10 protein-coding genes are annotated in these 12,763 nt (G+C 60.6%); 4 read left to right on the top strand and 6 right to left on the bottom strand.

What is annotated here, in order from left to right:
* Positions 1-25: 25 nt before the first annotated feature.
* From mreD to NZ585_02675, 4 genes are all read right to left on the bottom strand, one after another.
* Positions 26-637, bottom strand: coding sequence for a rod shape-determining protein MreD (mreD, locus tag NZ585_02690; protein MCS7078943.1), 612 nt, complete (start codon positions 635-637; stop codon positions 26-28).
* 28 nt (positions 638-665) lie between these two features.
* Positions 666-1,562, bottom strand: coding sequence for a rod shape-determining protein MreC (gene mreC, locus NZ585_02685; protein MCS7078942.1), 897 nt, complete (start codon positions 1,560-1,562; stop codon positions 666-668).
* A 12-nt stretch (positions 1,563-1,574) separates the two neighbouring features.
* On the bottom strand, positions 1,575-2,630 hold the full coding sequence (locus NZ585_02680) for a rod shape-determining protein (GenBank protein ID MCS7078941.1): 1,056 nt from the start codon (positions 2,628-2,630) through the stop codon (positions 1,575-1,577).
* Between the two features lie 222 nt (positions 2,631-2,852).
* The gene (locus NZ585_02675; GenBank protein ID MCS7078940.1) at positions 2,853-4,091 is read right to left on the bottom strand and encodes a hypothetical protein; all 1,239 of its coding nucleotides are present in this window, start codon (positions 4,089-4,091) and stop codon (positions 2,853-2,855) included.
* Positions 4,092-4,239: 148 nt separating this feature from the next.
* Between NZ585_02675 and NZ585_02670 the strand changes: the two genes are divergently transcribed.
* Positions 4,240-5,730 (top strand): leucyl aminopeptidase, encoded by a 1,491-nt coding sequence (locus tag NZ585_02670; GenBank protein MCS7078939.1) that lies wholly within the window; start codon positions 4,240-4,242, stop codon positions 5,728-5,730.
* 1 nt (position 5,731) lies between these two features.
* On the opposite strand, the gene NZ585_02665 is transcribed toward NZ585_02670, so the two are convergent.
* Both NZ585_02665 and NZ585_02660 read right to left on the bottom strand, forming a co-directional pair.
* Positions 5,732-6,763: a ThiF family adenylyltransferase gene (locus NZ585_02665; GenBank protein MCS7078938.1), complete on the bottom strand. Its 1,032-nt coding sequence runs from the start codon at positions 6,761-6,763 to the stop codon at positions 5,732-5,734.
* An 11-nt stretch (positions 6,764-6,774) separates the two neighbouring features.
* Entirely contained in the window at positions 6,775-7,545 is a 771-nt protein-coding gene (locus NZ585_02660; GenBank protein MCS7078937.1) for an enoyl-CoA hydratase/isomerase family protein, read from the bottom strand.
* Between the two features lie 298 nt (positions 7,546-7,843).
* On the opposite strand from NZ585_02660, the gene NZ585_02655 reads away from it, so the two are divergent.
* The 3 genes from NZ585_02655 to NZ585_02645 all read left to right on the top strand — a co-directional run bounded on the left by NZ585_02655 (position 7,844) and on the right by NZ585_02645 (position 12,745).
* A complete protein-coding gene (locus tag NZ585_02655; GenBank protein ID MCS7078936.1) occupies positions 7,844-9,106 on the top strand; it encodes a chlorophyllide a reductase subunit Y in 1,263 nt (420 codons plus the stop codon).
* Between the two features lie 455 nt (positions 9,107-9,561).
* A complete protein-coding gene (locus NZ585_02650; GenBank protein MCS7078935.1) occupies positions 9,562-11,052 on the top strand; it encodes an SUMF1/EgtB/PvdO family nonheme iron enzyme in 1,491 nt (496 codons plus the stop codon).
* A gap of 274 nt (positions 11,053-11,326) precedes the next feature.
* Complete coding sequence (locus NZ585_02645) at positions 11,327-12,745, top strand: hypothetical protein (protein MCS7078934.1); 1,419 nt, start codon at positions 11,327-11,329, stop codon at positions 12,743-12,745.
* The last annotated feature ends 18 nt before the right edge of the window (positions 12,746-12,763 follow it).

Genomic DNA, 12,763 nt, shown 5'->3' with positions numbered 1-12,763 from the left:
AAACAGGCGGCGCGCTCCCGGTACGTTAGAATGCGCGTGGAGCGATTGGCTCGTCGGTGCTGCGCACGGCGATCCACTTACCCAACCAGCGGTCGCCTGCCGGGAAGAGTACCAAGCCGGCGAGACTGTTTCCAAGTAGAGCGAGCATACCGACGCGGACGATTTCCCGAAACGTCGTTTCCGGCGGCAAAATCGAGAAAAAGTACAGGAAGAAGGCGAAAAGACCAGTGTTGACGACCGAAGCCAGCGGCAACACCAGCAGGCGCGTCATGCGGCTGTCCAGGGAGAACTTCATGCTCACTACGGCCAGCGTGTAGCCAATGAGCGTTTTCGTAAAGCCGCTGGCGCCATACAGCACACCCCACAGCAAGTCCTGCAACAACCCGCCTGTTAGACCTACCAGCGCGGCTCGCAGCGCCTTAGTTTGAACACCGACGAAGACCGTCAAAATGAGGACGAAATCTACATACTCAAACAGAAAGCCGATACGCGGCAGGCGGACGAGGATGGTTTGCAGCGCAACCATCAAACCAAGCGCAACAGTCACGCGCGCCGTCGGCCCTAGTTCAAGCGGTATGAGCTTGGCGCTCAGACGGCGCTGAGGCAGTGACTGGCGCATAGCATAGTGGGGAAGCATGACGTATCCGTGTGTTTGCCTGTAGGTGTTACTTCGCCGGCGATTTGACGGCAGGCGGACGCAGCGGCTCCGCCACCGTAACCCGCACGGTTGGCGGCAGGATGGCGACTTCCTCCAAGCGCTCCAGCGGCGCCGCCGGACGGACAAGGATGCGATGTACGCCTGCGCCGGCGGCGCGTTCAACCGTCTCAACCGTCCCGATGATCAGTCCCTTTGGATAGACGCCGTCCAAGCCGCTGGTGAGCACCATTTCCCCGGTCTCAACTTCCGTCAGCCCGGAGACATTCTCAAGGCGGCACAGAGGCTGATTTTGGCCGCGCAGTTCGCCGTTGACTCGCGATTTGGCCAGTGTGGCGCCTAATCCGGCTTGACCATCCGCAATGGTCTGGACGATGGCCGCCGTCGGACCGACGGCGACGACTCGCCCGACAACACCCTGCGGTGTAATGACCGGTGAGTTGAGCAGCACCCCGTCAAGTGAACCTTTGTCGAGCGTGATTTGCCGAAACCACGGCGTTCCATCGCCGCCGATCACGTTGGCGACAATGGTCGGTGCGGGTGATGACTGTTTGAGAGCCAGCAGTTCACGCAGCCGTCGTCCTTCCAGCGCCTCCTGCTCACGCTCGACCAGCGCCAGCCGCAGCCGGGCGTTTTCCTCCTGCAGACGTTGGTTGGCGAGGTAAACGCCGCGCAAGTCAATGTACCCCGTCCACACCGCCGTCAGTCCCGTGACCACGGCGTCCGTCGCTTTTTGTAGGGGCTGGAGCAGGGTGATGACAGCCGTGCGGGGCAAACTTTGCCCTAAGCTGCGCGCGCGTGCATGCAGCGACATCAGCAGGAACTGCGCCAGCAGGATGCCCGCGACAAACAAGGCCAGGCGATGCGCCGGATCAAGTTTTTGCAACGGCGGGGGGACAGCTGGCATAACGCGCCTTCCCTAGTTGGCGACGAAGTGCTTGGCGTAGGAGCCACCGAGACTGACGCGCTTGAGCAGTTCAAAGTCGCCCAACATCTTGCCCGTACCCAACACCACTGACGAGAGAGGATTCTCCGCCAGGGTGACGGGGACGCGCGTTTCCTTCATCAGGAGCTTGTCGAGCCCCTTGAGCAAAGCGCCGCCGCCGGTCAGCACAATCCCTCGGTCGGCGATGTCGGCCGAGAGTTCGGGCGGCGTTCGTTCCAGCGCAACGCGCACGGCGTTGACGATGGTGGCGATTGGCTCGGCCATCGCTTCACGGACTTCATCGTCCGAAATGGTGATGGTCTTCGGAATGCCTTCAATTAGGTCGCGGCCGCGAATTTCCATCGTGAGCCGTTCTTCGAGGCGATACGCCGAACCCAACTCAATCTTGACCTGTTCAGCCGTGCGTTCTCCAATCAGCAGGTTATATTTCCGCTTGATGAACTGCGCGATGGCTTCATCTAGTTCGTTGCCCGCCACCCGGACGGCACGAGAGTAGACAATGCCCGACAGTGAGATGACGGCGATGTCAGTCGTTCCGCCGCCGATGTCCACAATCATGTTGCCGTACGGTTCGGTAATCGGCAGCCCAGCCCCAATGGCGGCGGCCATGGCTTCTTCGACCAAGTACACCTCCGCTGCGCGTGCCCGATACGCGGCGTCTTCGACTGCGCGCAGTTCCACTTGGGTAATTTCACCCGGCACGCCGATGACGACACGCGGCGATACCCAGGACTTGCCGTTGTGGGCGCGACGGATAAAGTGCTGCAGCATCTTCTCCGTCACTTCAAAGTCGGCGATGACGCCGTCTTTCATCGGACGAATCGCCACAATGTTGCCGGGCGTTCGCCCGATCATCTCCTTAGCTTCCTTACCAACGGCTTCGACCTGATGTGTGATCTTGTTGATGGCGACAATAGACGGCTCACTGACGACGATGCCGCGTCCTTTGGCGTACACCAGCGTGTTGGCGGTGCCGAGGTCAATCGCTAGATCGTTAGAGAAATAGTTGAAGATTGAACGCCATTTCATTGAAGGTCAATGATATGAATCCAACAAACAAGTTCGAGGTCGGCGCGCCGACATCCACGTTAGCGCGGAGCGCCACGCAGCGGCACCACAAAAAGGCTGCTAAAACCTTGTCCACTTTTGAAGTCTTGTCAAGAAAGGTTGCACCGTAAGCGTGGAATTTTTCCGGCGAGCACGGCAGGCCGGCCGAACCCTGCGCGCAACGACCACCACACAAACCACCAATCAGTTGTTGACGGTTTTTTCACCGCGCCGTCCACGGGCGTCGGAAGCGACAATCCGGAAGGTTTGCCCACGCAGGGTGAGCGAGAACTGTCCGTCACTATTGACCGGGGCCGTCCGACCGTTGATTTGAATTTCGGCGCCCGGCTCGGTTCGACCAGAAACCCGGTAAACGCCAGCGGCCTCTCTTGTGACTGTGACCTCGCCGATGTAGATAGGCGTGTCGCTCTTCCCCGGTTCGCGTGGAACAATGGTGAGACGAAATTCCTCGCTCCAGACGCCGGGCCGACCATCGCGGGCTAGCGCCCGTACGCGCCACCAGTACGTCCCACTCTGGGAGTTGAACGTCCATGTGAACCCCCCGCCGTCCGTTTCTTTGTCAACAATCAGCGCCCGGTCAAGAAAGTACTGCGAGTCAGCCAATTGCATTTGATACCGCGCGGCTTCCGCCACGCTGCTCCATGCAAATGCGACCGGCAGGGCTTTACCGTACTCCAGCGGGACAATCCGGGCGTTTTCGGGGGACGACAGACGCGGCGCGGGCAACAACTTGTACTGTCCCAGCTTTTGCCCACCTTCCGCGTACTGGACATTGGTGTTGGCGGGGATGCTTTCCGTCACCCCACGGTCATTGGTGGCGCGCATTTCGCCGCGTTCCACCGTGGCGCTGGTTTGATTGTTGCGCACGCTCACTTCGGCGCTCGTGTTCTGTCCCGGACTAAACTTTATCCCTTTCGTCGCCAACTCGTTGACATCCTCAGCGGTTCGGATGGCGCCGGTGGTGATGTTGACCGTCCCGCCTTCCACTCGGTTGCGGACGATTTGCTGGTCGGTTTTGTCGTTTTTGGCGTTTTGCTGAATGATGACGGTTGAATCCGGCTTCATCTTCAGCACACTGTGGTCAATGTATTGAATCACCGCCGACCCGTCGGAAGCTGTGATAATCACGTCGCCGGGTTCGAGTTGGGTGGAGGTCGTGGCGCGTTCGATTTGGTTCGTCCGCGCTCGTTTGACGGAAACCTCGCCGACTACCTGAACCAGCCGCACGGCTTGGCTTTTAAACTCGCCGGCAAGGGCGTCTTGGTGGCGTTTCCAAAGGTACAACCCGATAATCGCGCCCGTCAGCAGCAGAAAACCACCGACGAACTGATAGAACGTCCGGCGGGAGATCAGATACCAGTCCAGAAACGGTCGTCTAAACCTGGTGGAAGCGACGTTTTTATTGCCCGGTTGGACGTACATCGAACATCGTTGGCGGTTGGGCTGAATCAGGACGACCTAGGAAAGCTGTGGCGCAAATCCAACACAAAGGTGTCGCTATAACACAGCCGCCTGTGCAAAATCAAAAGTCGCCGACTACCTGAAAATACATAATGGAGTTACGCGCGTCATGACCTTTCCCAGCAGTCGTCAGTCGCCGACGGAGGCGACCGTTGATACGCTCATTGTCCCTGTGTTTACCGAAGATACGACGGACCCGGACCGGCTTGCTGGTCTCGCTTTACCAGCGGATGAGCGCCTGCGTGCGGTGTTGAGTTCCGCCGAGATGCGCGGCAAGGCGGGGCAACTACTGACCCTGCACCTTCCGTCCGGCGGCGACCTGCGCCGCATTCTGCTGGCCGGCGTTGGGGAGTCTAACAAACTGACGATGCAAGCCGTCCGGGAAGCGGTTGCGGCGGCGGTTCGCAGCGCCGGTCCCTACGGCGCGCGCCGGTTCGGACTTGTTCCGCGCTATGGCGTGCTGACGCCAACGGCGTTTGTTCAAGCGGCTGTTGTTGGGGCGCACCTGGCGGCGTTCGCCGTGGACAGTTACCGAACAGAAGATGTTAGACCCATCCAGATTGAGGCGTTTTACTTGTTGACGACCGACGATGACCCCCAGCTGGACGAAGCCCTGCGGCGCGGAACTATTCTTGGCGAGGCGATCAACTTCGCTCGGTTTCTCGTCAATGAACCCGCCAACCGCCTGACGCCGACCGATCTGGCTCACCATGCGCAGGAAATGGCCAATCAGGTTGGACTGCAAACCGACATCCTCAACGAGAACAAAATGCGTGATTTGGGGATGGAAGCCCTGTTGGCGGTGGCGCGTGGTTCAAAGGAAGAGCCGCGCTTGATTACGGTGCGCTACACACCGTCGAATGGTGAGCGCCGTGAAACGATTGCGTTGCTCGGTAAGGGCATTACCTTCGACACCGGCGGCATTTCGCTCAAACCGGCTGAGAACATGGAACGAATGAAGTACGACATGGCCGGCGGGGCAGCGGTGCTGGGTGCCATGCGCGCCATCGCGCAGCTTCGGCCAAGCGTCAACGTCATCGGTATCGTGCCGAGTTGTGAAAACATGCCTTCCGGCACGGCGACCCGACCCGGCGATGTCATTCGCACGATGCTCGGCAAAACGGTTGAGATTATCAACACCGACGCCGAAGGGCGGCTGATTCTCTGTGACGCCATGGCCTACGCACGGCGGCTGGGCGCGACCTGTATGGTGGATTTGGCGACGCTGACTGGCGCAATCGCCATTGCCCTGGGGCTGCGCTATGCCGGACTCTTCAGCCATCACCCGGCCATGGTGGAGGCGTTGCAGGCGGCGGCCCGCGCCGCCGATGAGCGTGTCTGGCCGATGCCGCTTGATTTGGAGTACCGCGAACTTATCAAGAGCGACATCGCCGACATCAAGAACGTCGGCGGCAAGTACGGCGGCAGCATTACGGCGGCGTGGTTTTTGCGCGAGTTTGCGGGCGATGTGCCCTGGGCGCACCTCGACATCGCCAATGTTGCTTGGAACATGGAAGACAAGCCCCACCTACCCAAGGGGCCGACTGGCTTCGGCGTGGGCACGCTGGTGGAGTTCGTCTTGGCGCGCGCGCAACGCTAGACTACAGCCCGAAGTACTTGGCGTAGAAGGCGCGCGCCGCCGCCGGACTAGACGTGCCTTTGATGATGGCGCGGCCGTCCCGAAACAGAGTGGCGTCCAATCCGTCGGCGGCGAACATCAGCACGTCGGCGTTGTGGCGTACCGCTCCGGCGCGCGCCAGCCGCGCCGCCAACTCGGTGAAGTCAAGAGTGGTCAGCGCAGCCTGCGCCGGCCGCACCTGTACGGCTTGGCGTCCGCAGAGGACGACAGCGAAGGCGGCGCGTTCGGCGGTTAGGAACGCAAAGCGCCGCAGCCCGCAACAGGGGCAGTCTGCACGGCGACGCGCAGCTGGCAGATTCAACGTCGCCTGCTTACCTGTCCAGACGTCCACCTGCCATAGGCTACGGCGGCACAGCGCCGCCTGTCCCGTTAGGAGTTTGAGCGCCTCCACGACCTGCGCCGCCGCAATGGTGTGCACAATCGGCAGGATGACGCCGGCCGTGTCGCACGTCGGCGTGGTCGCCGCGTCGGGCGGTTCTTCAAAAACGCACCGCAGGCAGGGCGTCTCATTTGGCAGAATGGTCATGGTCGCGCCGTAACTCCCGACCGCCGCGCCGTAAATCCACGGTTTCCCATGCTTGATACAAGCGTCATTGAGCAGGTAGCGCGTCTCGAAGTTGTCCACACCGTCAAGAATGACATCGGCCGCCGCCACGAGCGGTTCGACCGTATCGGGCGCGACATCCGCGACGACGCCCTCGACATGGACGGTGCTGTTGACGGCGCGCAGGCGGGCTTCAGCAGCGCGCGCTTTGGGACGGCGTTCGCGGGCGTCGGTTTCGTCGAAGAGCACCTGCCGGTTGAGGTTTGACCACTCGACGAAATCCCGATCCACAACGCGCACCGTCCCAACGCCGGCGCGGACGAGCATATCCGCCAAAGTACAGCCTAGCGCCCCACAGCCGACGACAAGCGCGCGCCCCTGCGCCAGCCGCGCCTGCCCGGCAGGGCCGATGCCGGCAAAACGTTCCTGACGAGCATAGCGGTCATGCATGCCAGCTGGTTTCAGGCTTTCTTGAGAAACTTGGCGACGCCAGCGCGACAGTCGGCCGTATGGCGGGCAATGACGTTGATGTCCGCGCCGCTGCGTAAGGCCGCTTCGAAGCTAAGGCCGTCCATGTGGTAGAGCAACCGCTTGGTTAGGTGCATGGCCGAGCCGCTGCGCGCCGCCAGCCGCGCTACGTACGCCGTGAAGTCTGTCTCAAAGGTTTCATCCGGCAGGACGCGATTGACGAACCCCCAGTCATGCGCCTGCTGCGCCGAGATAATCTCTCCGGTCAGCACCCACTCAAGCGCGCGCTTCTCGCCCAGATTGCGCCGCAGAATCGCCATAACCATCGCCGGCACAAAGCCGATGTTGACTTCCGGGTAGCCGAACTGCGCCGACGCTTCAGCCACAATCAGGTCACAGGCCGAAGCCAACCCGCAGCCGCCGGCGAGCGCGCGTCCCCGAACGCGCGCCACAATTGGCTTGGGGCAGTTCCGCATCGCCGTGAATAAATGCACCAGCGTTTCAGCGTCGGACAGGTGATGCATAACATCCTGTTCGGCCAGGGCGTCAAGCGCCGCCAAGTCGGCGCCGGCGCAGAAGTCCTTGCCAGCGCCGGCGATGACGATGACGCGCACAGCCGGATCCTGGGCCGCCGACTGGACGGCTGCGCGCAGTCCGTTCAGCACATTAGCGTCGAGCGCGTTCCGCTTGTCCGGACGGTTGAGCGTCGCCGTGGCGATACCGTCAGTCACTTCATACAAAACGGCGTTCGGTGTTTCGTTCATTGTCGTTCTCGCTGACGAAGATGCTGCAAAGTGTTCGGTGCTTGTCCGAGGGGACGCCGGCGGTCAAGCCTTTCACAACATCCTAGTGCACTTCCAACTTTTGCGTCCCAATCAACTTCGCTTCGGCAAAACACGGTCATGTCGGGCTTCGCTTGGCGAAGGGAGTACTGTAGGTTGGAAGTACGGTCGCCGCGCGCAGCGGGCCGCCTTACCTAAAACCGTCCCCGCCGGAAAGCGGATGCAACTCAACGTTCTTCAACGTATTAGCTCGTGCAGTTCAAAACATGCGCCCCTTTCGATGTGTCAGGCGTTCGGTAGCCTGCGTGTGATGATGCGCATCGAGGGCGTTGTTCCAATTCTGGTCGGCAACGCTGGTTGCGTGTACGGGTTGGATTTCGTCTCGCACTTTTACGCAGCGCGGAAATCTGTCCTAACGCCTGTCTACACCGCCGCCGACTTGACCAATGGCCGCATCGAAGACCGGACTCGTGCCGCCGTGGCGGAGACCATCGCCCAGTTCAACCCGCGCGTCATTGCGCTCATTACGCTGTGCAATGAAGAAACGGTTGGTCTGGCGATTGACGCCATCGCCAAAGACTACGCGGCGCGCGCCAAGGATGACCCGACGTTTCCACTCGTCGTCCCGATGCATGTGCCCGGCTATGGGGTCAAATCGCATGCCGAGGCCAAAGACATCGCCGCGTCGCAGCTTTTGAAGTGCCTCATTGAACGGGATGGCTTGCCACCCCGCCAAGCCGACGCTGCTTCCACCATTGGCGAGGTCTTCCCGGCCGATCCGCTCTACTTGGAGCAGCTCCTCGCCAAAATGGACATCCGGTTAGTGGCGCACATTCCATCGCGGACGCTTGCTGACTTCCGTAAGACATTGGGGGTTGCGGTCAACGTGACGTTGCATCCGTTTTATGTGAAGACCTGCGCGCTGTTGGCGAAGCACAAGATTCCGTCCATGGGCTGTACGCCGGTTGGCGTCGAAGGCACGCGCACGTGGGTTGAGCGCATCGGGCGAGCCTTCAATGTCAAACCGTCCAAAGTAGAAGAACTAGCTGAGACGGAGTCGCGCGCCGTCGCCGAGGTGTTTGCCCAGAACCCAGTTCGCGGACGGATCATCGTCGCCGGCTATGAGGGAAGCGAGCTAATGGTGGCGCGTTTGCTGATGGAGGCTGGCGCGGAAGTCCCCTACGTTTCGACCAACATCGGGCAAACGCCTTTTACAAAAGAGGATGAAGCGTGGCTTGCGGCGCGTGGTACAACGGTTGTCTTCCGAAAAACTTTCGATCAGGACGTGATCGCAGTGGACGAACTCAAGCCCGATCTGGTATTGGGGACGACCGCTCTGGCCGCCTACGCTAAGGAGCGGGGCATTCCCAGCATGTACTTCACGAACATCTTTGCATCACGCCCGCTCTTTTTAGCGCAGGGTGCACAAACTATCGTTGAGTTGATCAACCAAGCGATCGGGCGGCGGGCGGCCTATCAAAGTTTGACGGATTTCTTTGCCGACGTTGAAGAAGAGACGGGTGTGTCGGCGGAAGCCTATTGACTGCGAGCAACCTCGGCTAAATCCGTCTCCGGCCGGCGCAGTGAGAGCTGTAAGACAGTCACGCTGGTGGTATGTTCGGCGCGCTGAAGCCGATGCAGAACGCCGGTCAAACAGTTCTACTGGAACGTCAAGCCGACCTTGGCTTTCTTGCCGGGGACTTTTTAGGGGTGTTAGTATGCTTGCAGTTTGTCCTCCGGTTGACTAACGCCGGTAGGCTGCTTCGTGTTAGGGCGATCTGGGAGGCGCAAAGGCTTCCGAACGATCTTAGTGGGATCGTTTGGAGCCAGCACAGCCCGGAACGGTATGGATGACTCGCCATGTTTTGCCCAAAATGCGGTACTGAAAATCGTCCGAACGCCCGCTTCTGTAAAAGCTGTGGACACTCCTTCTATGGCGTTCCGCCCAGAGCGTCGGCGTCGCTGACGGAGGCTTCTCCGATTGAGCGCACCTTTGTGATGCGTTCTGTTGGACCCGACGACCCGGGGCGAACAAACGTTGCCATCCCTGCCGTCAGTTCCTCTGAAGCGCCGCCTACTCCGTTGGCGGTTACGTCCTCGTCCGAGAATGACGGTTACGGTCAAACTGACGGTTTCATTCTTGGCGAGATTTCGTCTCCTAATTTACGTCTTGAGTCTCAGCCCTCCAAAGCAATTTCTGAGCCAGAAACCATCCCAGAATTGTTCCGCAGCGGCGCTGAGTCGCCTTCGCTGCCCCCAACGATGGTTGTTGCGCCGCCTTCTGCGCCGCCGTCACGGGACGCTGTGACATTAGACCCGTTGGCGACCGTTCCCGGCGATGCAGCGGCTGTGCCGCCGCCTCTGCCGAAGCCTGCGCCACCAAGCGGCGCGCTGGCATCCACTCCGACCCCATCAAGTGGCGTGCCGCTGCCGCCGGAGGTCGCTGCGACGCCGTTCCGCCCTGTTGAGCCGCCCATAGGAGCGCCGCGTCCAATGGGGCGAACCCCTGCCCAAGAGTTGTCTGCTCCACCCCCCAAACCGCCAACCGACTTGTTCGTACAAACCGCCCCCACCATCATCCCATCGCGCTCGAGGTCACGAACAGGGTTGGTGATTGGCCTTTCGGCGGCGGCTATTGTACTGGTCATCGCTGTCGTTGGCGTGATTGCCTATTTTCAGCTAGCGACGCCGTCGCCGGCGCCAGTTAGCGAGACGCCGCCCGTCGTTGCAGAACCGCCGCTGGTCGCCAGTGAACCGCCGCAGTCGTCTGCTCCTGAAAAGCCGGCCGTCCCGGAAAACATGATTGCGATTCCGGGAGGGGAATACACGATTGGGCGCAACGCCGGCGACTTCTTCGACCGTTATGAAAAACCGCAGCACACCGTTACGCTGCGGCCGTTCTACATTGACAAAACGGAAGTCACCAACGCGGACTACCAGAAGTTTATCGAGGCGACCGGCCACCCCGCTCCGACTTCATGGCCAAACGGGCGGTTTGAACCAGGCAAGGAGTTGTTCCCGGTCACTGGTGTGACCCTTGCCGACGCCGAGGCGTACGCCAAATGGGCCGGCAAACGTTTGCCGACGGAGGAGGAATGGGAAGTCGCTGCCCATGGCCGGACGCCGACGGCGTTTCCTTGGGGGAATGCCTTTGATCCCAGTCGCGCCAACGTCAAGGCGAGCGGCCTTGGCGTCCCGGTTCGGGTCGGAACTTATCCGGCTGGCGCCAGCCCGTTTGGCGTTCTGGACATGACCGGGAATGTCTGGGAATGGACGGCCTCCGAAGCTAAGCTGTACCCCGGCAGTACGGAGAAACCGCCGACTTGGGACAAACCTCTTGCCCCTGGCGTCAAGTTGCAAATTATCCGCGGCGGAGCGTGTACTGAAGATACGAAGCGGTGCACCACGACCTATCGCAACTGGGTGCCGTCAGACTTCAGCGCCCGCGAACTCGGTTTTCGGTGCGCCAAGGATCAGCCGCCGCAGTAACGCCCGTGCATCGCCAAGCTCCTGTCCACTTTGCTCTATGTTGATCGCCAAGCGATGTACTGTCGCCGCCGCGAGGTGGTTTGCTCATTTGTTGTTTGCTGGCTGCGGGTGGGCTCTGTGTTTTAGCCTGAGCGCTGTCGCGGTCGCCCAGATTGGACGACCGCCAGACGAGCCACCGCCGTCTTCGACGTCCTCTTCGTCCACTTCACCGACGCCGGGTAGCAGGCGTCCTACGCCTCCTCCTCGACCGAAATTCATCAGGACGCCGACCGGCGTGCAGATGCCCTTGGGGCGTGAAGCGAGCTTTTATCTTGGAGAAGGGAACGAACTCCTCAACAAGGAAGACTTTGCTTCCGCCAAGATGTTTTTTGAGCAGGGCTTGAAGGCGGCGCGCGCCAGAAGCGAAACCGCCGAGGCGCTCCAGCGACGGCGTGAAGTGTCCGTCCACTTGGACGCCGGTAGGCAACTTGAACAGAAAGGAAGTTTTAGTGAGGCGCTGGGCGAGTATGAGAAGGCGCTGGCGGTTGAGCCAGTCAATCCGCTCGTGAAAAAGTACGCTGGGCGAACGCTTTTTAGGCTCGGCGAGGCCGCCGTCTCGGCGCAGGAGTGGTCGGCGGCTATCGGTTATCTGGAGCGATCACGGGAGCTCGCCCCCGATCCGGCAACGGATGCAACGCTGGTTTCGGCATTGTTGGGCTTAGCTGGCGGACAAGCTGATCCCCTACAGGCTTATGCGACCTACCAGCGTATCCTCACACTTGCGCCAAGTAATGAAGGAGCACAGAAGGGTCTCCGGCGGACAGAAGCCATCATTCGAGTTCGCCGCGCTGAAGAGGCTTTCCAAGCGGGACGCTACAACGAAGCGCACAGCGAGTACGAAGCGGCGCTGAACCTTGACGCCGACAACGCCGAAGCTGCCGCTGGCAAGAACAAAACGGAAGCTTACTTGGCACGGCTGGCCGCTGACGAGGCCTATCGCTTGCGAAACTTCCGCGCAGCCTACGCCGACTATCAGAAGTTCAATCGTTTTGCGCCAGGTGACCCGCAGGTGACGGCGCGGTTGGCGGAGCTGGCAGTGCGGCTAGAGCCAGCCCTTCCGCTGCGCGGCATGCTGACCTACAAATTGAAAACAGCCAGTCCCTTTCGCATCCGTTTGCGCCGCGATCAAGTAGAAAGCGCGCTGCTTGACAGCGAGAATCCAATTGAGCCGCAAGTGAAACTTGACGGGCGGCTGCCGGCGCAGGACTGCATGTTTCGTCTCGGCAAGTCCTCTCCGAACGTCACAGTGCGCCTGACAACGCCGCCGTCGGCTGCCAATGACTACACGGCCGAACTGGTGGCGACGCCCAAAAATCCTCGTACGGAAGAGGTGACGGTTGTTGCTGAATGGACGCTTCCCTCCAAAGGAGGGCTTCAGTGGCGGAAACAGCTCGGCGCCGGAGTGTACCGTGTGTACTGGCAGGGGCCCTACTTTGAAGTCTTTGACCCGGCCGGCGTCTGTATCGAATCCAGCCAGCGGTCTGTCTTGCCCCGCCAGCCGGTGACGGTCAAGGCCAGGCCTATCAAAGGTGTCACATTACAGGTGGTTGAGCAGCCTAAGGCGGAAAATGATTTCTCCTTTGCCCTCAATGTGGCAGTGACAAGCCCGACCACCCTGTTGCTTGACCTAAGCTGGGCTGTCGGAGGAAAGTAGCAGGTCTGGGCGGTCTAA

Source organism: Chloracidobacterium sp., from assembly GCA_025057975.1.
Classification (GTDB): domain Bacteria; phylum Acidobacteriota; class Blastocatellia; order Chloracidobacteriales; family Chloracidobacteriaceae; genus Chloracidobacterium.
This window is presented reverse-complemented; position numbering and strand designations above follow the sequence as displayed.

What these genes read in the sequence shown, in the direction of transcription:
- mreD (MCS7078943.1), bottom strand. Translation starts at nt 637, where the DNA reads ATGCTTCCCCACTATGCTATGCGCCAGTCACTGCCTCAGCGCCGTCTG.
- mreC (MCS7078942.1), bottom strand. Translation starts at nt 1,562, where the DNA reads ATGCCAGCTGTCCCCCCGCCGTTGCAAAAACTTGATCCGGCGCATCGC.
- NZ585_02680 (MCS7078941.1), bottom strand. Translation starts at nt 2,630, where the DNA reads ATGAAATGGCGTTCAATCTTCAACTATTTCTCTAACGATCTAGCGATT.
- NZ585_02675 (MCS7078940.1), bottom strand. Translation starts at nt 4,091, where the DNA reads ATGTACGTCCAACCGGGCAATAAAAACGTCGCTTCCACCAGGTTTAGA.
- NZ585_02670 (MCS7078939.1), top strand. Translation starts at nt 4,240, where the DNA reads ATGACCTTTCCCAGCAGTCGTCAGTCGCCGACGGAGGCGACCGTTGAT.
- NZ585_02665 (MCS7078938.1), bottom strand. Translation starts at nt 6,763, where the DNA reads ATGCATGACCGCTATGCTCGTCAGGAACGTTTTGCCGGCATCGGCCCT.
- NZ585_02660 (MCS7078937.1), bottom strand. Translation starts at nt 7,545, where the DNA reads ATGAACGAAACACCGAACGCCGTTTTGTATGAAGTGACTGACGGTATC.
- NZ585_02655 (MCS7078936.1), top strand. Translation starts at nt 7,844, where the DNA reads ATGTGTCAGGCGTTCGGTAGCCTGCGTGTGATGATGCGCATCGAGGGC.
- NZ585_02650 (MCS7078935.1), top strand. Translation starts at nt 9,562, where the DNA reads ATGCGTTCTGTTGGACCCGACGACCCGGGGCGAACAAACGTTGCCATC.